The organism is Streptomyces coerulescens (genome assembly GCF_042657965.1).
GTDB lineage: Bacteria > Actinomycetota > Actinomycetes > Streptomycetales > Streptomycetaceae > Streptomyces > Streptomyces coerulescens.
On record NZ_JBHSKM010000050.1, the window covers coordinates 44,516 to 64,666 of the forward strand.

The window sequence follows — 20,151 nt, forward strand, 5'->3', positions numbered from 1 at the left end:
CCACCTGAGTTGGAAGGCGTGTTGCCATCCACGGGTGGTCTACGACCGGCCATTCGCGTTGGTACGTTCGGCGTGTTCCCGCCCCCGGCCTCACCCGGAGACGCCATGCCCACCGACAGATCGCCGTTACCCGCCACGGCCCGGCTGCCCTCGCTGACCGGTCTGCGATTCGCCGCCGCTTTCGCCGTCTTCGCCTCACACACCTATTTCGCCATCTGGTTCGACGGCACCTGGGAGAACAACACTCCTGCCACCGTCGCCCTGATCACCGCCCGCTCGGGTGTCGGCTTCTTCTTCGTGTTGAGCGGCTTCGTGCTGGCCTGGTCCGCCCTGCCGGACGACACCGCTGTCTCCTTCTGGCGTCGCCGGGCCGTGAAGATATACCCCACACACGTGATCACCTGGCTGGCCGCACTCGTGCTGATCGACTGGGCCGGCGGACAGGTGACCGCTCGTCAGGCGGTGCCCAACCTTCTGCTCGTCCAGTCCTGGGTGCCGGTCTTCGACGTGTACGACAGCGTCAACGGCGTCTCGTGGTCGCTGGCCTGCGAGGCCTTCTTCTATCTGTGCTTCCCGCTGTTGTTCCGTCTGGTGCGGCGCATCCCCGCCCGGCGGCTGTGGGGCGCGGCTGCCGGAACGGCGGCCGCGGTGATCCTGCTGCCCCTGGCGGCCACGACGCTTCTCCCGTCGGAGCCGAAGTTCTACGGCTTCCCCGTGACGCTCCACCAGTACTGGTCCATCTACACCTTCCCGCCCACGCGGCTGCTGGAGTTCGTCCTCGGCATGCTGCTGGCCAGAGCCCTGCTGGAGAGCACACGCCCGGCGATCCGGTTCCGCCACGCGGCAGCCGCGCTCGCGGTCGGCTATCCCCTGGCCGTCCAGGTGCCGTTCCTGTACGCGATCACGGCCGTGCTGGTCGTTCCCATGGCGCTGCTGGTCCTCGCCGGTGCCGGCGCCGATATCCGGCAGTCCCGGTCCTGGATGCGGTCCCGGCCGATGGTGTGGCTCGGCAACGCCTCGTTCGCCTTCTACATGGTGCACATGCTGGTGCTGACGAACGGCTACCGCCTGATCGACGAGGACCACACCGCGTCCCAGCCCGTTCGGGTCGCGTCCGCCGTGCTCCTCTTCGCCGCCTCACTCCTTGCCGCATGGGGGGTGTATGCCCTGGTCGAGAGGCCGCTGACCCGTCGCTGGGGCGGGAGCCGCCGACCCGGGCACCAGGCCCTGGCACCGCCGGATCCGAGGTCCGACGGGGATCTCAGCGAGCGCGGGTCGCGCTGACGCGGGCCCTGCCGTGCGGGTTCTCGCAGTGGTCCTCCGCGGCCGGTACCGGCCCGGGACCGGGGCTCCACGCGGAGGCGTGATCCACCTCGAGAGTGGCGTGCTTGATCCCGTAGGCGTCGCGTAACTCCGCCTGCAGTCCCTTGCGAAGGGCATGACAGTCGCCACCCGGCTCGACCAGGACATGAGCGGAGAGCAGGACATCGCCCGAGGTGAGTTCCCAGATGTGCAGGTCGTGCACTTCCGCCACACCGTCGTGTCGCGCCATCAGTTCGCCCACGTGGTCCGGCTCCACGCCGGGCGGTGCACCTTCCAGGAAGATCCGCCCCGAGGCCCGGACCAGCGATACCCCGGACCTGACCATCAGCAGCACCACGAAGAGCGAGGCGATGGCGTCGGCCCGGGCGAAGCCGGTCAGCATGACGACCGCGCCGGACACGGCGGTGGCGATGAACCCGTACAGGTCGGTGAGGATGTGCTGAAAGGCGCCCTCGACGTTCAGCGAGGACCGGTTGGCCTTCGACATGCACCACGCGGCCGCGATGTTCACCACCACCCCCGCCAGGGCGGTCACCAGCACCATGGTTCCGCCGACCTCCGGCGGGTCCACCAGCCGCTCCACGCTCTCGTAGGTCAGCCAGACGGAGAGGAGCAACAGCGTCAGCCCGTTGGCCTGCGCCGAGAGGATCTCCGCCCGCTTCAACCCGTAGGTGTACCTGCCTCGGACCGGCATCTTCGCCAGCCGCATCGCCCCGAGGGCCAGTGCGATGGCGGCGGCATCGGAAAGCATGTGGGCCGCGTCGGAAAGCAGCGCCATCGAATCGGCGGCGAAAGCGACCACGACTTCCACCGCCATGAAGGCCACGATCAATCCGAGTGCCAACGACAACCAAGTCCGGTCGGCGTCTTCCGCCACACCGTGATGATGGTGCCCGGCGTGCCCGTGATCGTGGTCCTTATGGTGCCCGTGTTCATGTGCATGGGCGTCATGCCGGCGCCGCTTCATGAAATTCCCATCGCTCCGGGGATTCGACAGGAAGAGTGAAGCGCACACCTCAGGTTATTCGCAAATACTGCAACGAAGACGATTATCAATAACCCGTCAGGAGGGCGAGAATCACCAGCAATTCGGCCTCGAATACCCGCACTGCACCCATGGGAAATGAACTGAATCAAGCCAGAAATGCGTCGCCGGCCCCGATCGCTCCGTGCCGGGGGCCGCCTCCGGGACGCCTCAGGGTCGAGTCGGCCCGCCGCTTTGCGCCATTCCGCCGTGGAGGCGCGCCGCCCCGGCCCGCTCCACGGATCACGTACTCACACGAAGCCTCGCCCCCGAAGGGAATCCACCATGTCCGACAGCGCGTTACGCACGACCCGGTCTCTGCTCGGCCGCGCGGCAGCGGTGCTCACCGCGGTCGCCACTCTCACGGTCCTCACGGGCACGGCCGCCGCCGCGGACCCCGCCTCAGCGCACAGCACCGCCACCCAGCGGGCCATCGACGCCCTGCACACCAAGGGAGGTATGCCAGGAGTCGCGGCCGAGACCCGGACCCCACAGGGGACCTGGTTCGGCTCCGCCGGATTCGCGGACACCGAAACCCGCCGTGAACGCACCCCGGACGACCGCATACGCGTCGGCAGCATCACGAAGTCCTTCATCTCGGTGGTCCTGCTGCAGCTGGAGGCCGAGGGCCGGCTGAGCCTGGACGACACCGTGGAGCAGCGGCTCCCGGGTGTGCTGCGGGGCAACGGCAACGACGGCCGCAAGGTGACCATTCGTCAGTTGCTGAACCACACCAGCGGGGTCCACGACATGGTCTCGACCCCGGAGTGGCAGGAGTACATGAACGGGCCGGGCTTCCTCGCGCACCGGTACGAGACCCGCACTCCGCAGCAGATCGTGGACATGGCGCTCAAGTACGCTCCCGACTTCGAGCCGGGCACCGGCTGGAACTACTCCAACACCAATTTCGTGATCGCCGGCATGATCATCGAGAAGGTCACCGGCAATTCGTACGCGGAGGAGGCCGAGCGACGCATCATCGGGCGGCTGGGTCTGACCCGGACCTCGTTCCCGGGCACCGACGCCACCATGCCGTCCCCGCACCCGGTCGGCTACTCCAAGCTGTACGCCCCGAACCCGGGGCCCGAGGTCTACGACGCCACCGAGTACAACCCGGCCTGGTCGGGTGCGACGGGTGAGGTCATCAGCACGACCGGCGAACTCAACCGGTTCTCCAGCGCTCTTCTGAAGGGCGAGTTGCTGCCGGCCGCCCAGCAACGCGAACTGCTCACGACGGTCAAGACCGGCACGTTCTACGACTACGGTCTCGGTCTGATCGTGCGCACCCTCTCCTGCGGCGAGAAGGTGTTCGGCCACGACGGCATCGTCTGGGGCTCCCTGACCAGCACCGCGACGACCGCCGACGGGCAGCACAGTCTGACGTTCCACATCAACGGCGACTGGCTGGAGGACGGCCAGTTGTACCAGGACGTCTTCGAAGCGGAGTTCTGCGGCCGCTGACGGCGCGCACGCCGCCCGGCCGGCCACTCACCGAATTCACTTCCGCCCGCCGATCCACAAGGATGGCTGCCGACTCTGCGGCTCCTGGCGGATTGTGAGGGTGGCTTGAAGCTACTGTCGGTGAACGTGGGGCGGGCCACACCCGTGCCCTACACGGACGCGCCGGGCGGCGTGACCGGCATGGACAAGCGGCCGGTCCCGGGGCCGGTACGGATTTTCGCCCCCGGCCCCAAGGGCGCCACGGGGAGCGGGGTCGAGGGGGACGACGTCTGCGACCTCCGCTTCCACGGCGGCGACGACCGGGCGGTCTACGCCTTCGCCCGCGAGGATCTCGACGTCTGGGAGCGGGAGTTGGGGCGGGCGCTCGGCAACGGCGCCTTCGGCGAGAATCTGACCACGTCGGGGCTGGACGTGAACGGCGCACTGATCGGCGAGCGTTGGCGCATCGGTTCCGGCGCGGTGGTCGAGGTGACCGGCGGCCGTCTGCCGTGCCGCACCTTCGCGGGTTGGCTGGGCGAGAAGCGCTGGGTGAAGCGGTTCACGGCGGTCGGGAGGACCGGCGCCATGCTCCGTGTCATCACGCCGGGTGAGGTGCGGCCGGGGGATCCGATCGAGGTCGTGTCCCGCCCGCGGCACGACATCACCGCGTCCCTGCTCTTCCGGGCCTGCACCCTGGAACGGGACTTGCTGCCGCGCACGCTGACCGCCGCCCGGTGGATGGAGGCCGAGATGCTGCAGATCGCGCTCTCGTACACCCGTAGGTACGGCGGCGACGGCCCACCGACAGAGGACGGAAATTTAGGCTAGGCTAAGCTAACAAGATCTTGTGTGTGCGGCGTGCCGTCGGGGGAGGGAGTCGCCCATGGACCAGGTCCGCCCGCCGGAGGAACTCCGGGGCAGCACCGTCGTCGTCAAGTACGGCGGCAACGCCATGGTGGACAGCGGCCTCCAACGGGCGTTCGCCCAGGATGTCGTAGGGCTGTGGCACGCGGGGCTGCGCACGGTCGTCGTACACGGCGGCGGGCCGCAGATCAGCGAGATGCTCGGCCGCCTCGGCCTGGAGAGCCGCTTCGAGGCGGGCCTCAGGGTCACCACCCCGGAGACCATGGACGTGGTCCGCATGGTGCTGACGGGCCGGGTCCAGCGGGAGCTCGTCGGGCACATCAACGCCCATGGGCCCCTTGCCGTGGGGATGACGGGAGAGGACGCGCACACCATGACGGCCGTGCGACGGCCCGCCTGGGTCGACGGCCGGCCCGTGGACATCGGCTTGGTCGGGGACATCGTCGAGGTGAACCCGCGCGCCGTACGCACCCTCCTGGAGCAGGGCCACATCCCGGTGGTCTCCCCCGTGGCACGCGGGGAGGACGGGCAGATCTACAACGTGAACGCCGATCTCGCGGCGTCTTCTCTGGCCGTGGCCCTCGGCGCGGCACGCCTGGTGGTGCTCACCGACGTGGAGGGGTTGTACGCCGACTGGCCGCGGAGCACCGAGGTGATCGAGCGGCTGACGGCCGATGAACTCGGTGAACTGCTGCCGGGGTTGGCGACCGGGATGCTGCCGAAGATGGAGGGCTGCCTGCAGGCCGTGCGTGCCGGAGTGCGCAGGGCGCAGGTGATCGACGGCCGAGTGCCGCACGCGCTGCTGCGGAGTGTCCTCGGCGAACAGGGCACCGGAACCACGGTGGTTCCGGACGACGATCACTGCGACGCGCCGCCGGAACCCGTCCGCATGTGACTACCGCAGTGTGCGCAGACTCCGGGCGAGTACCCGCGCGTTGCGCCGCGGATCCAGGGAACTCACCCACTCGGGAGGCGCCTGACGCGTGCTCGTGGGCGCGAACCCGTGCCGGAGGAAGAGGCCCCCGCCGCCGGTCGTCGCCGTGAAGAGGGCGCCCAGCGACTGGGTGCGCGCCTTTGCCAGGGCCGCGCGCAGGAGGCGGGCCCCGGTTCCGCATCCCTGCCGGTGCCGGGCCACGCAGAAGTTGTACAGAACGCCCGCGGGGCCGTGGTCGCGCTCCGGGCCGGCGGGGTGAACCCGCAGACCCAGACATCCCTCAAGGGTGCCGTCGAGGGCTTCCACCACGAGGAAATCGGCCGCATGGGCGGCGTACAGCGAAAGGGGCCGCTCGCGGACCGCCCCCGTCCGCACGAACGGCCTTGACAGCGCGGCGAGTTCGGCAGCGTCCCCTCGGCGGGCGTGACGTAAGTGCGGTGCGGCCAAGGGTGCAACATGCGGCAGGACGGTGCGCGGCGCGGTACGCAGTCGATCGGTGTACGGCCGGCGGACGCCCTGTTCGCCGTGGAGGATCACGCGTCCATGGACGCCGCGAGGGACCGCGGGCGCAGATCGGTCCAGTTGGCCTCGATGTACTCCAGGCACGCCTCCCGGGTGTTCTCGTCGAAGGCGATCGTCCACCCTCCGGGCACCTCGGCGAAGGACGGCCAGAGCGAGTGCTGGCCCTCGTCGTTCACCAGAACCAGGAATCGGCCGTCGGCGTCGTCGAAGGGGTTGGTGCTCATGCGGAGTGCCTCCCGGGAGTGCCAAGATTAGGTTAGCCTGGCCTAATTGACTTGAGCCTAGCTTTTCCCCTTCCCTCTCACAAGGAGATGTTCATGCGGGGCCTCGCGGCCGGCAGGGAGAACGACTTCGGCGAGTTCGGCCTGTTCGGGCGGCCCGGCACCGACGAGTTCTGGGCGACGGCCGGGGCACCCGCGTCGGTGCCTGCCGACGCCGGCGGCTGGGTGACCCTGTTCCTGTGGCGCGGCTCCGAGGCGAGCATCGCCTTCGAGAGCTGGTCGGAGCCCGTGCCCCTGCGCCGGTGGGGCGACACGGACTGCTGGTACGCCGAGGTGCCCATGCCCGAACGGCTGCGGGTGACCTACCAGTTCATGGTGGGAGACGCGGCGTACGGCGACCCGTTCAACCCTGTCGCCGCGGGCGGTGACCGGTCCGTCGCCGCGACCCCGGACGCCCCGGCCCAGCCGCACTGGCCCGTCCTGGGCCCCGGCACCGACGTCGTACTGCCCCTGCCTCGCACCCGGATCCGCTGGGCCGGTGAACGGCTCGGTGGGCGGCGTACGGTCCGGGTCCATCCGGTGGGCGGCGGCGGACCGGTCGTCCTGCTGCTCGACGGGGACGACTGGCTGTACCTGCACCCGGCCATGACCGCGTTCGAATCGGCCGTCGCCGCCGGCGAGATGCCCGCCGTCACCCTCGTCTTCGTTCCGGCCGGGGACCGGGAGGCCGAGTTCGCGTGCCGGCCCGAGCTGTGGCAGGGGATCCGGGACGAACTGCTGCCGCTGGTGGCGGAATCCGGCGTACACGCCGACCTGGACCGGCTGGTGGTCGCCGGACAGAGCCTCGGCGGGCTGAGCGCGCTGTACGCGGCGCTGGAGTTCCCGGAGCTGGTCTCCCGCGTCGCCTGCCAGTCGGGGTCGTTCTGGTGGGGACCCGGCGTCCTGGAGTCGGCGGACCCGCTCGGGGGCCCGGTCGGCGGTGCGATCGCCGAGCGCCTGCGGGCGGCCGTGGACCTGTCCGGCCTGCGGGTCGCCTTCGACGTGGGGGAACACGAGACGCGGATGCTGCCGCACTGCGAGCTGGCCGAGACCCTGGCCGAGCGGGCCGGTGCGACCGTGCGGGTCTCGCGTTCGGCGTCCGGCCACGACCGGGCGGGCTGGCGACACGCCCTGCTCAGGGATGTCGCCTGGGTCCTCGGCTAGCGGGTCGCGTCACCGTGCCACGGCGAGGCGGTAGTCCTCGTCGGTGGCAAGGAGGTTGCGGTGGGTGTCCTCGGCGGTGATGACTCCGTCGTCCAGTACGAGGACCCGGTCGGCGGCGTCCAGCAGGGCCGGGCTGCTGGTGATCACGACGGTGGTGCGGCCCCGGCGCAGCTTCGCGATGTTGCGCGCGATGAGCTGTTCGGTGACCGCGTCGACGGCTGTCGTCGGGTCGTGCAGGACCAGGACGTCGGTGTCGGCGGCCAGGGCGCGGGCCAGGGACAGCCGTTGGCGCTGGCCCCCGGACAGGTTCGCGCCGCGGTCGCGGACGCCGTAGTCGAGTCCTTCGCGGTGCAGGGCGACGACATCGGTCAGCATGGACGCCTCGACGGCCTCGGGAACCATCCGGCCGGCACCCGGCGGGTCGATGTTCGAGCGCAGGGTGCCCGCGAAGATCTCCCCGTCGTACGGATTCACCAGCATGTGCTCGCGGACCGCCTCGATGGAGAGGTCCGCGAGGTCCTGCCCGCCGAGGCGCACGACGCCTTCGTACGCGTCGGGCGGAACGTTCACGGCCAGGATCGACGCGAGGTCGGCCGCGGCACGCGGCTGGTAGGCGGCGATGGCGAGGAACTCACCGGCGGACACCTGGAACTTCAGCTTGCGCAGGGTGCCGTACCGGACGCAGTCGATCTCGATGCCGCCGCCCGCCGCAGGGCGCTCCGGCCCTGGGCTCATCACCGGCGGCGCGGCCAGGACCAGCGCCATCCGCGCGGCCGACGCGCGCGCGATCATGACGTACTTCGGCATCTCCGAGAACAGCTTGAGCGGTTCCATGATGAACTGCGCCAGCCCCACGGCCATGACGAGTTCCCCGATGTTGATCCGTCCGTCGAAGGCCAGCCAGCCCGCCATCAGGGTCACGGCGCCGGCGAGGACCGCGTTCAGGGCCAGCGCGGTGCCCGCGTACGCGCCGTTCACCTTGGCGACGGTGATCGCCTGGAGCTTCGCCTCCGTGCTGACCCTCCGATAGGACCGGAACGCCGCGTGGTTGCCGCCGAAGCCGTGCAGCGGGCGCAGACCGGTGATCAGGTCGGCGACCTTCGCGCCCGCCCGCGCCACCCGGGCCTGCTGTTCCTGGGTGCTGCTGCCGATCCGCTGGGACAGCACGCTCAGGATCGACAGGATCGCGACGGTTCCCACGATCACCAGCAGGCCGAGGCGGACATCGGCCAGGCCCAGGGCCACCGCGGCGACCACCACCGCGACCAGCGAGCTGATCAGCAGCGGCACCACCTCGATGATGTCGGCGGTCTGGTCGGCGTCCTCGGTGGCGATGGTCAGCACTTCGCCGGACTTCAGGTCGACGTCCCGGGCCACCGGCTGGAGTCCGCAGGCCGCGACCCGCACCCGCCAGCGGTGCGCCTCGGTCGTGTTGGCCTTCTGCAGGATGCGCATCCCGAACCGCCACGACAGCGACACGGTCGTGATGATCACGGCCAGCGCGGCGATCGACAGACCGAGCGCGCCGAGGCTCCGGTCGCGCATCGTGTGCTCGACGATCAAGCCGAGCGCGATGGGGAAGGCGGTCTCCCCGGCCTGGTAGAGGCCCATGAGGACGGTGCCCTGGACCATGGCGCCGATGTTGCGGCGCAGTGCGGTGCGGAGGATGTCGGACCCCCGACGGGGCCGCGAGGTGTCAGGAGTTGTCATCGATGTGGCGGGCAATCGCTTCCGGGGTTCGCAGGGTGAACAGGTCACGGATCGTGACCACGGGGCCGTATTCACGGCGGAGCAGACCGATCAGCCGGACCGCCAGCATGGAGTGTCCGCCGAGGGACACGAAGTCGCTCACCGCGCTCACCTCGTCGTCGTCCAGGTCCAGTGCCTCGGCGTAGAACTCGCACACCACGGTCTCGGTCCCGGTCCGGGGACCGCGCTCCCCCGCGGTGGTCAGCGCGCCCAGCGGCTTGGCCTCCGGCAACGCCTTCGTGTCAGCCTTCCCGTTCACCGTCAGCGGGATGCTGTCGACCTCGGCGTAGTGCGTGGGGCGCAGGAAGTCGGGGAGTCCGGCACCCACTTCGGCGGCGACGGTGGCCAACTCCGCCCCGTCCAGCACCAGATAGGCGGCCAGCCGGTGGGCGCCGTCGACCTGCGGGTCCGGTTGGGCGACCGCGGCGGCGAACCGCACCGCCGGGTGCGCCGCGAACACCGCCTCGACCTCGCCCAGCTCCACCCGGTGTCCCCTGATCTTGACCTGCTGGTCGGTGCGGCCCAGATACGCCAGGTTCCCGTCGGGACGGCGGACCACCAGATCCCCGGTGCGGTACATGCGCTCGCCCGGTTCGCCGAACGGACACGCCACGAACCGGTGCGCGGTCTGGGCGGGCTGCCCGAGATAGCCGCGGGCGATGCCGGTGCCCGACACATACAGCTCACCGGGAACTCCGTCCGGCAGCGGTCGCAGCCACGGGTCCAGCACGTACACGTCGGTGTTGTCGATCGCCACGCCCACCACCGGGTCCTGGCACTCGAAGGTGCCGACGCCGAGGGTGTTGATGGTGTACTCGGTGGGCCCGTACAGGTTGTAGCCCACCGTCCCCTCGGTCTCGGCGAGCCGCTTCCACAGCGTCGGGGTGACGGCCTCGCCGCCCAGCAGCACCAGCGCCGGCCGCCGTGCCGGGTTGTCGAGCAGACCCTCGGCCACCAGCTGCTGTGCGTAGGTCGGGGTCACGTTGATGACGTCGATGCCGTGTTCCAGGCAGTACGCGACCAACCGGGGCGCGTCACGGCGCAACTCCTCGTCGCAGATGTGCACCTCATGGCCGTCGGCGAGCCACAGCAGCTCCTCCCACGACATGTCGAAGGCGAACGACACGGTGTGCGCGATCCGGAACACCCGGTGGCCGTGCTCCGCCAGCACCGGCTCGAAGATCCGTCGCTGATGGTTGATCAGCATGTTGGTGAGCCCGGCGTACTCGGTCACCACGCCCTTGGGCTTCCCCGTCGATCCGGAGGTGTAGATCGTGTACGCGGGATGCCGCAGCCGGTCGGGGTCGTCCGGCGCGAACGTCGGATACGGCTCGGCGTCGGGCAGCGGGCGGTCGACCTCGATCAGGTCGCCGGTCATCGCGGCCAACCGCGGCGACACGGCACTGACGGTGAGGATCACGTCCGGGCGGGCGTCCTCGACGATCGAGGCGATCCGTGCGTCCGGGTGGTCCAACTCCAGCGGTACGTACGCGGCACCGACGCGCAGCACGGCGAACAGCGTCACGATCGAGTCGAGGGAGCGCGGGATCGCCAGACCCACGGTCCTCTCGGGGCCTATGCCGCGTCCGGCCAGCACTCCCGCCACCGCACGGCTGCGGTCCCGCAGTTGGGCGAAGGTCATGGTCGAGCCATCGGCGACGAGCGCCACCCGCTGCGGGTCCCGGTCGGCGGCCCGGTCGAACCGGTCGACCACGGTGTCCGTGCCGACGTCCGTCCGCTCGGTGGCCTCGGGCCTCGGCCCCATGCCCCGCAGCGCGCCCACCGGCCCCGTCGACCGGGCCAGGTCTTCGAGCACACGCAGGTAGTCGTCGAGGAGGCGGCGGGCGTTCCGGGTGTCGCCGTCGCGGTACTCCAGCTTGACCGTGAACCGGTCGCCGGGCGTGACGACCCAGGTGAACGGATAGTGCGTGGAGTCGTCGGCCTTCACCGAGGTGATGCCGTGCCGGGCGTTCATCTCGGCGAACGCGTCCAGGTCCAGGAAGTTCTGGAGCACGAACAGGTTGTCGAACAGGGTGTCGTGTCCGCTGGCCCGCTGGATCTCGCCGAGCCCGAGGTGCTCGTGCTCCATCGCCGCGACCCTGGCCGCCTGCACGGCCGACAGGTACGCACGGATCGTGTCGTCCGGCCGTGCCCGGGTCCACAGGGGCACGGTGTTGAGCAGCACGCCGACGATGTCGGACAGGCCCTCGCCCTCCCGGCCGGACACGGTCACGCCGAACACGGCGTCGCTGCGGCCGGTGTGGGCGGCAAGGAGCAGGCCGAACGCGCCGGTCAGCACGGAGTTCAGCGTGACGCCGTGCGCCTTGGCCGCTTCCCGCAGCAGGTCCGACTGTTCGGCGGTCAGCGTGTGGACGAGGGCACGCGGCAGGTCGTCCGAGAGGGCCGGTGCCGGTCCGGCGAGCAGGGTCGGTCCGGGGACACCGGCGAGGTGTTCCGCCCAGAAGCGTTCCGACGGGGCGGGGTCCTTGGCGTCGAGCGCCCGTGCGTAGTCCTCGAAACCGGGCGTGGCGGGGCTGGCTTCCAGCCCCTCGCCCGCGACGACCGCCCGGTAGGCGTCGAACAGGTCCCTCAGCACGATCTCACGCGACCAGCCGTCCCACAGCAGCAGGTGGTAGCTGAGCAGCAGGCCGTCGCGGTCCCCGGGCAGACGCACCACGGTCAGCCGGAGCAGCGGCGGCTCACCCGGGTCGAACCCCGTGTCGCGGTCACGGGCGCGCAGGGCCTCGACCTCCGCGTCCGTCGACAGCACGACCGTACGGACATCGACCCGCCGGCCCGCCTTGAGGACCTGGACCGGGTTTCCGTCGTCGTCCGTGGTGAAGCCGGCGCCCACCACCGGGTGGCGCGCGATCACGTACGCCATCGCCTCGCCCAGCGCGTCGGTGTCCAGCCGCCGGTCGAAGGTGAACCAGCTCTGCGCGACGTAGTGTCCGGCGGTGCCCGCCATCTGGGCCTGGAAGAACAGGCCCCGCTGGAGCGGGGTGACCGGCGCCGTGCGCTCGGCCGTCGCGGAGGCTCGCGCGATGTGTTCCAGTGCGCTGTGCCAGTGCCCGGTGATCTCGTCGGGTATGCCCTCGGCGAGGGTGAAGGCCGTGCGCAGGCTTCCGGTGGTCTCGTCGAGCCACGCGTTGACCTCGACGGCGTACGGACTGCCCTGATCGCCGCCGGTGAGGTGCAGGGCCTGGGACTCGCTGCCCCGGCCGAGGTAGTTGAACAGCACCTGAGGGCGGGCGGTCAGCAGCGGCGCGGTCTGCGGGTTGAGGTAGCGGAGCCGGCCGTAGGCGACGTGCGCGCGCTCGTCCGGGCGACGTTCGGCGACCTCGCGCGCCGCCGCGACAGGGTCGGTGTGCGCAGTGAGCCGCACGGGTGCGATGGCGGTGAACCAGCCGACCGTACGGCTGTAGTCGTGGTGCTCCAGCGCGGGGACCCGGCCGTGCCGCTCCACCTCGATCGCGAGATCGGTGGGCGACGCCTGGATGTGCGTGAGCGCGGTGCGCAGCGCGCCGCACAGCAACTCGGTGAGTCCGACGCCGAGTGCGGCGGGCGCGGTACGGATCACGAGGTCGGTCACCTCGGGTGCGAGCACGACCGTGGTCTCGCGCAGCCCTTGGACCGCGGGCAGCAGCGGGGGCGCCTGGAGGGTGGTGATCCAGTCTCCGAGGCCGTCGATCACCTGAGTGGACCGGTGGGCCAGTGCTTCGGCGTACTCGGCGTACGACGTGGTCGGCGGCGCCAGGGTCTGTCCGCTCATGACGGTGGTCAGGTCGTCCAGCAGGACCAGCCAGGACACCGAGTCGACGGCGAGGTGGTGCACGGTGACCACCAGGGTCCGGCTCGCCTCCAGCCACGAGAACGCGATGACGTCCCCCGACTCGGGATCGAGCCGTCCGGCGGCCTCGTTCGCCGCGGCCGTCGCATCGGTCGTGTCCGGCCGTACGACGGTGACCTCGCGGGCGGGGTCGGTGCGCAGTGCCCACACGCCGTGCTCGACGCGCAGCCGCAGCCGGAGGCACGGGTGCGCGGCCACGACGGCGTTCGCGGCGCGCTCGGCGTCGGCGAACCCGACGCCCTCGGGCGCCACCAGCGACCTGGCCTGGGCGAACCGGGCGAGCGATCCGCCCAGTTCGCGCTGGCGCAGGATGATCGGCGTCGGCGTGAGCGGGCCGTCCTGCGGGCGGGCGGGTGCGGGCGCCGCCCCGGTCCGCGGTGTCTGCGTGCCCGCGTGCTCGGCGAGCGCCCGCGGGGTCCGGAGCAGGAACACGTCCCGTGGAGCGATCCGGAGGCCGAGTGCCCTGGCCCGGTTGACCACGGTGATGGCGACGATGCTGTCGCCCCCGGCCCTGAAGAAGTCGGTGTCGCCGTCCGCTTCGGAGCCCGGCAGGGTCTCGGTGAAGATGTCGATCAGTGCGGCGAGGGCGGCGTCCCCGGTGCCGAGGGAGCCGGTCGCCGGGGTGTCGTCCTGTGCCGCCCGCTCGATCAGGGCCTTGCGGTCCAGCTTGCCGTTGACCGTCAGCGGCAGGACGTCGGCCCGCAGCACCCGCCCCGGCACCATGTGCGCGGGCAGCTTCGCGTTCAGCCGGGTGGTGAGGTCTCCGGGTACCCGTCCCACGATGTGCGCGATCAGGTCGTCGCCGCCGCCCGCGACGGTGACGGCCACGTCCACGACACCGTCGAGTTCCCGGATCGCGGCCTCGACCTCACCCAACTCGACGCGGAATCCCTTGAGTTGGATCTGATCGTCGGCACGGCCGGTGAACTCCAGCTCGCCGTCGAGGGTGCGGCGGGCGAGGTCGCCGGTGTGGTACATGCGGGCGCCGCCGCCCACGAAGGGGTCCGCCACGAACCGGCCCGCCGTGAGCCCGGGCCTGCCCAGATATCCGAGCGACACCTGGTCGCCGGCGACGTAGATGGCGCCCACGCGGCCCGGCGGGACCGGACGGAGCCGGTCGTCGAGCAGGTAGGTGGCCAGACCGGGGATCGGGCCGCCGATCGGGCTGACGTCGTCGCCCGGTTCGAAGTCCGCGGCGGTCAGCACCCGGTGGGTGACGTGGACGGTGGTCTCGGTGATGCCGTACATGTTGACCAGCTCGGGCGAGGCGGTGCCGTACCGGTCGACCCAGCCGCGCAGCCGCCCGAGATCCAGCGCCTCCCCGCCGAAGATGATCCGGCGCAGTGCGGTGACCGGTTCACCGGTATGCCGGTCGGCCTCGATGAACCGGTAGAACGCCGACGGGGTCTGGTTGAGCACGGTGACTCCGCGCTCGCGGACCAGCCGGTGGAAGTCGACCGGGGAGCGGGTCAGTGCATACTCGGGCACGAGCAGCTCACCGCCGTACGCCAGCGCGCCCCACAGCTCCCAGACCGCGAAGTCGAAGGAGAAGGAGTGGAACAGGACCCACACGTCGTGCGGGCCGAACTCCATCTCGGGCTGCGTGTTCGCGAGCAGCGTGACCACGCTGGAGTGCGGGACGACGACGCCCTTGGGCCGGCCGGTCGAGCCGGAGGTGTAGATCACGTACGCGGGATCGTGCCAACCGGCCGCACGCACGGGCCCGGTGGTGGCCGACGGCAGCTCGTCCCCCTGTACGAGCACGGCGGCCGACACGCCCGCACGGGCCAGCAGCCGTGTGAAGCGGTCCCGCTGTTCACGGTCCACGAGAACGACCTGCGGAGCGGCGTCGGCGAGGATGTACTCCAGCCGTTCGTCCGGGTAGGCCACGTCCAGCGGCACATAGGCGCCGCCCGCGCTGACGATCGCGACCAGGGCGACGACCTGCTCGACGGAGCGCGGGACGGCGACCGCGACCCGCCCGCCCGGCCCGACACCGGCCGCGCGCAGGGCCGAGGCCAGCTCGTTCTTGGCGTCGGCCAGTTCGCCGTACGTCAGTGACCGGCTCGTGCCGTCGAGACCGCACTGGGTGACGGCGGTGGCGGCCGGGGCGCGGCGCGCGGCGGCGTCGAACAGGCCGCCCAGGGTCGTCGGGCTGATCTGCGCGGGGCTCCGGGAGCCCTCGGGTGCCAGGTCGTCGACCAGGGTGTCCGGCCGGGTGAGCAGGCCGGTGAGGGTCGTGGTGAACGTGTGCAGGATCGCCCGGGCGCTGTCCTCCCGCAGCAGCTCGCCGTCGTAGATCAGGTTGAAGCGGGGACGCCCGTCGGGAGTGCGCTCCACGACCAGCGTCAACGGGTAGTGCGGGGCGCCTTCGTTCACGATGTCGGTGATGACCAGCGTATGGCCGGGCCCTCGCAGGGCGGCCACGTCGGTCGCGACGTCGAACACGACCAGGGTGTCGAACAGGGAGCCGGCACCGGCCTGGCGGCCGATCCTCGCCAGCGAGACATGCTGGTGCGGCAGCACGGCGCTCTGGTGTGCGCGCACCGAGGCCAGCAGGTCGCCCGCCGTGGTGGCGCCGGTCCAACGGGCCCGTACGGGGATCGTGTTGATGAACAGACCCACCATGTCCTCGATGCCGGGAACATCGGCGTCGCGCCCGGACACCGTGGAACCGAACACCACGTCCCTGCCGTGCAGGATGCCGCCCAGCGTCACCGCCCAGGCGCTGTGCACCGCCACGCTCAGCGGTACACCGGCCGAGCGGACGGCCGCGTCGATGTCGCCCACCGGCTCCACGGCGGTGTCGGCGAACCGATCGGACGGGGTGTGCCCCTCGGCGACCAGCGAGGGACCGGGCAGGTCGGTGAGCTCGTCGCGCCACACCCGGTCGCTCTCGTCGGCGTCGCGTCCGGCGAGCCGGCGCACGTAGTCGGGGAAGCCGCCGAGCGGGTAGCCGGTCCCCGGCGCGTGGTACTCGGCCAGCAGCGCGCGGAGCATCGGCGGCACCGACCAGCCGTCGGCGATGATGTGGTGCACGGTCTGCACGAGCACGCTGCCGCCCGAGCCCGCCCGGATGAGCGTGTACCGCATCAGGGGCCCGGTGGCCAGGTCGAATCCGGCGCGGCGGTCCCGCTCGGCCAGGTCGGCCAGCTCGTCCTCGGTGATGCCGGGGCGGTCCAGCGTGGTGAAGGGCGCCTGAACACCGCTCTCCAGCACGGACACCACCCGGCCGTCGGCCAGGGCGACGAACCGCGCGGCCAGGTTCGGGTACAGGGTGAGCAACCGGGTGGCCGCCGCCGCGAGCCGGTCGGCGTCCACCTCGCCCTCCAGTGTCAGCAGTTGCTGCTCGACATAGGCGCCCGCCGAGTCGTCGTCGAAGACCGAGTGGAAGTACAGGCCCTCCTGCAAGGGGGTCAACGGCAGGATGTCCCGCAGCGCGGGGCCGTCCAGGGCGTCGACGTCCGCCTGGGTGAGCCGCACCAGGGGGAAGTCACTGGGCGAGTGGCCGCCCTCGTCGAGCGCGGCCAGCCCGGACAGGGCCGCTCGGAAGTAGTCGCCGAGGGTCGCGATGTCCTGGTCGGTGAACATGCCGTCGGGCCAGGAGATGGTGGTGACCAGCTCGTATTCACCACTCGGGGCGGGTTCGGCGATCGCGTTGAACTCCAGGGGGCGCGGCAGGCGCATCCTGGGGTCGCGCTTCTCGCCCAACTGACCTGTGGTTCCCGTGAGTTGCCAATCCCCCGGCGCGCCCGCGTCGAAGCGGCCCAGGTAGTTGAACAGCACCTGCGGTGCGGGCGCGTCGAACTCGGTCCGGGTGAGGTAGCGCAGGGCGCCGTAGGAAACGCCGTTGTCCGGCACTCGGGCGAGGTCCTCCTTGACCGCCCTGAGCGCGGCGGCCAGATACTCGGGTGCGGTGAAGTCGGCCGCCGCTCCCGGGTCCACGGTCACCGGGAAGAGGGTGGTGAACCAGCCGACGGTCCGCGACAGTTCGGGGTCGAAACCGGCGGAACCGGCCACGAACTGTCCTTCGCGGCCATGCCCCTCCAGTTCGATGTGCGCGAAGGTCTGGTCCTGCCCGAGGTCACGACGCCACCGGGCGAGGGCGACGGCGAGCGCGGTCAGCAGTACGTCGTTGACGCTTGCGTAGAACTTCGCGGGGATCTGACCCAACAGCGCTGCCGTGGCCTCGGGCCCGACCGAGACGGTCCGCAGCCGCTCCCGCGCGACGGTGTCGCCCTCCGACAGCGCGCGCCTGCCCAGTGGCCGGTCCGCGCCCGGCAGGGGACGCCAGTAGTAGTCGCCGTTCGCGTGGAACGCCGCCAGCTCCAGCAGCTGCGTCCAGCGCCGGAACGACGTGCCCACCGCGGGCAGTTCGACCGACGCACCGGAGGCGCACTGCCGCCACGCCGTGGCCAGGTCCTCCATCAGGACCCGCCAGGACACTCCGTCCATCACCACGTGATGGACCGCCACGACCAACTGCCGTGCCGCGCGGCGCCAGACGGCTCGCAGCATGACGCCGTTGTCGGGGTCAAGACCTTCGGTGGCGAGCCCCACGCACTCGTCGAGCCGCCGGTCGCTCTCCTGCCACGCGACGGCGACCTGGTCGGCCTCCGGGATGTCGAAGCTCCAGTGGTCACCGCGGACGAGCCTGGCGCGCAGCATGTCGTGCCGCCGGACCACGGCGGCGAGGATCTCCTCGAGCGCGTCGGCGGTCAGCTCCGCCGGAGTGTTCAGCACCACCGACTGCACGAAGCCGTCGATCGCGTCCGTGGTCTCGCCGAGCCACTGCAGGGTGGGCGAGCCCACGACGGCACCGGTCGCGACATCGCGGTGGTCCACCGTGGAGACGTCCTCACGGCTCGCGACCGCCGCCAGCGCCCCCACGGTGCTGTGGGTGAAGATCTGCCGTGCGGTGACGTAGAGGCCCGCGTCCCGCAGCGCGCTCAGCAGGGAGATCGCCAGGATGCTGTCCCCGCCGAGCTGGAAGAAGTCCTGGTCGACGCCGACCTCGTCGAGCCGCAGCACCTCCGCGACCGCCGCGCACACCGCACGTTCGTCGTCGGTGGTGGGCAGGACGATCGGGCCCGACCCGATCACCGGCTCCGGCAACGCGTTCCGGTCGAGCTTGCCGTTCGCGGTGAGCGGGAACTCCGTCATCACGACGACATGGGCGGGCACCATGTACTCCACCATGTGCTCCGCGGCCCACGCCTTGACCTCGTCCGCCCTAAGGTCCTGGCGCCCGGCGACCGGGATCACGTACCCGACCAGATAGGTGCTGCCCGCGGCGTTCTTCTTCGCGACGACGCAGGTGTACCGCACCCCGGGGTGCTCCGCGAGGCCGACCTCGACGTCCTCGATCTCCAGCCGCATACCGCGGATCTTGATCTGGTTGTCCGCGCGGCCGAGGAAGTCCAGCGATCCGTCCGGGGCGAACCGGGCGAGGTCACCGGTCCGGTACAGACGGGACCCGTCGTCGGCGAAGGGGTTCGCGACGAACCTGGACGCCGTCAGGCCGGGCGCGCCCACGTACCCGCGCCCCAGGAGGAATCCGCCCGCGTACAGTTCACCGCCGACCCCGACCGGGACCGGGCGCAGTTCGTCGTCCAGCACGTACAACTGGGTGTTGGGGTTGGCCCGGCCGATCGACGTCGACAGGCGTTCCGCCGCGCCCCGGTAGATGACGTGCGAGACACCGATCGTCGTCTCGGCCGGCCCGTAGCCGTGGTACAGGGGGATGTCGAGCTGGGTGCGGAACCTTTCGTACAGCTCCGGAGTCAGGACCTCGCCGCCGCACCACACATGCCGCAGACTGTCCAGCCGGCCGGAGTCGCCCGCGATCTCCAGCAGTACGTCCAGCATGGACGACACCAGGTAGGTGAAGGTGACGCGCTGCTCGGCGATCACGCTCAGCAGATGGTGCGGGTCGCGTTCGCCGCCGGGCCGCAGGACCACCAGTCTGGCGCCGGTCACGAGCGGCAGGAAGATCTCGTTGATGGAGATGTCGAAGGACAGCGGCGCCTTGAACAGCGAGGCGTCGTCGTGGCCGAAGCCGAGGATCTCGCGCGACTGCCACAGCAGGCGCTCGCTGATGGCCTCGTGCCGGATCATCGCGCCCTTGGGGCGCCCGGTCGAACCGGAAGTGAAGATCACGTAGGCCAGGGCATCGCCGCGGACGGTGACCCCGGTCCCCTCGGTGGAGCAGGAGCCGTACCGCCAGTCGCCGAGGTCGACGGCCACCGCTTCCGGTTCACCCGGGTCGTGCTCGCCCGAGTCGTTGAGCTGCAGCACGACCCGGGCGTCCTCGATGACGACGGCACGGCGCGCGGCGGGCCACTGGGGATCGAGCGGTACGAACGCGCACCCGGCCTGGAGCACGGCGAGCAGGCCGATCACCATGTCGGCGGAACGGCTCAGTGAGATGCCGACGACGCCTTCGGCACCGAGGTGACCGCGTTCGATCAGATGGTGGGCCAACTGGGCGGACATCTCGGCTGCCTGACGGTATGTCAGAGACCGGTGCTCATCCACGATCGCGACGGCGTCCGGCCTGGTCCGGGCGTGCTCGCGGAACATCTCGACGACGGTCGGGCGGACCCGGTCGGCGCCGGTGTCGTTCCACCGCGCCAGGGTTTCGAGCCTCGTCGCCATGGTGGACGGCCCGATGGTGCCGATGGGCCGGTCCGGGAAGTCGGCCAGGTCGTCCAGCGCGAGTCGGGCGTCGGCCGGCACGACACCCTCCGGGGCGACGATGCTCCGCCCGTCGGCGTCGACCTCCCAACCCTCGGCCCCCGCACCGCCGTTGTCGACCCAGCCGAGTACGTCGGCGAACAGCGTGCCCGGGGTGAGGTCGATGCCGTCGGGACTGCGGCCCGTCGCCCAGTACGACAGCCCGATGGCACATGCTTCGGCGATGGTCCTGTCGGAGTAGTCGCCGACCCGTCGGCGTACGTCGGCCAGGCGCGCGGGAGACAGCGGTATGTGACGAGCGCTCGGTTCCATCGACGACTCAACG

The 20,151-nt window shown here is 71.0% G+C and carries 10 protein-coding genes; 5 read left to right on the forward strand and 5 right to left on the reverse strand.

Annotation, left to right across the window (positions count from 1 at the left end; translation table 11 throughout):
• Positions 1-105 precede the first annotated feature (105 nt).
• Positions 106-1,284, forward strand: coding sequence for an acyltransferase family protein (locus ACFPQ9_RS42540; protein WP_380865352.1), 1,179 nt, complete (start codon positions 106-108; stop codon positions 1,282-1,284).
• Here ACFPQ9_RS42540 and ACFPQ9_RS42545 read toward each other — a convergent pair.
• Entirely contained in the window at positions 1,262-2,290 is a 1,029-nt protein-coding gene (locus ACFPQ9_RS42545; RefSeq protein ID WP_380865354.1) for a cation diffusion facilitator family transporter, read from the reverse strand. The genes ACFPQ9_RS42540 and ACFPQ9_RS42545 overlap by 23 nt on opposite strands.
• A gap of 342 nt (positions 2,291-2,632) precedes the next feature.
• Between ACFPQ9_RS42545 and ACFPQ9_RS42550 the strand changes: the two genes are divergently transcribed.
• The 3 genes from ACFPQ9_RS42550 to argB all read left to right on the forward strand — a co-directional run bounded on the left by ACFPQ9_RS42550 (position 2,633) and on the right by argB (position 5,546).
• Positions 2,633-3,808, forward strand: a complete 1,176-nt coding sequence (locus ACFPQ9_RS42550) for a serine hydrolase domain-containing protein (RefSeq protein ID WP_380865357.1) — start codon at positions 2,633-2,635, stop codon at positions 3,806-3,808.
• A 105-nt stretch (positions 3,809-3,913) separates the two neighbouring features.
• A complete protein-coding gene (locus tag ACFPQ9_RS42555; protein ID WP_380865359.1) occupies positions 3,914-4,615 on the forward strand; it encodes an MOSC domain-containing protein in 702 nt (233 codons plus the stop codon).
• A gap of 55 nt (positions 4,616-4,670) precedes the next feature.
• The gene (gene argB / locus ACFPQ9_RS42560; RefSeq protein WP_380865362.1) at positions 4,671-5,546 is read left to right on the forward strand and encodes an acetylglutamate kinase; all 876 of its coding nucleotides are present in this window, start codon (positions 4,671-4,673) and stop codon (positions 5,544-5,546) included.
• Here the strand turns inward: argB and ACFPQ9_RS42565 are convergent, their stop codons facing one another.
• Together ACFPQ9_RS42565 and ACFPQ9_RS42570 are read right to left on the reverse strand one after the other, a co-directional pair.
• Entirely contained in the window at positions 5,547-6,032 is a 486-nt protein-coding gene (locus ACFPQ9_RS42565) for a GNAT family N-acetyltransferase (RefSeq protein ID WP_380865364.1), read from the reverse strand.
• An 86-nt stretch (positions 6,033-6,118) separates the two neighbouring features.
• Positions 6,119-6,331 carry an MbtH family protein gene (locus tag ACFPQ9_RS42570; RefSeq protein ID WP_380865366.1) on the reverse strand — a complete coding sequence of 71 codons (213 nt, stop codon included), beginning with the start codon at positions 6,329-6,331 and terminating at the stop codon, positions 6,119-6,121.
• 93 nt (positions 6,332-6,424) lie between these two features.
• On the opposite strand from ACFPQ9_RS42570, the gene ACFPQ9_RS42575 reads away from it, so the two are divergent.
• Positions 6,425-7,531 carry an alpha/beta hydrolase-fold protein gene (locus ACFPQ9_RS42575; RefSeq protein WP_380865369.1) on the forward strand — a complete coding sequence of 369 codons (1,107 nt, stop codon included), beginning with the start codon at positions 6,425-6,427 and terminating at the stop codon, positions 7,529-7,531.
• Between the two features lie 9 nt (positions 7,532-7,540).
• On the opposite strand, the gene ACFPQ9_RS42580 is transcribed toward ACFPQ9_RS42575, so the two are convergent.
• Together ACFPQ9_RS42580 and ACFPQ9_RS42585 are read right to left on the reverse strand one after the other, a co-directional pair.
• Positions 7,541-9,241 (reverse strand): ABC transporter ATP-binding protein, encoded by a 1,701-nt coding sequence (locus tag ACFPQ9_RS42580; RefSeq protein ID WP_380865372.1) that lies wholly within the window; start codon positions 9,239-9,241, stop codon positions 7,541-7,543.
• Complete coding sequence (locus tag ACFPQ9_RS42585) at positions 9,228-20,138, reverse strand: non-ribosomal peptide synthetase (protein WP_380865375.1); 10,911 nt, start codon at positions 20,136-20,138, stop codon at positions 9,228-9,230. Before ACFPQ9_RS42585 ends, ACFPQ9_RS42580 begins: the two co-directional genes overlap by 14 nt.
• Positions 20,139-20,151 lie beyond the last annotated feature (13 nt).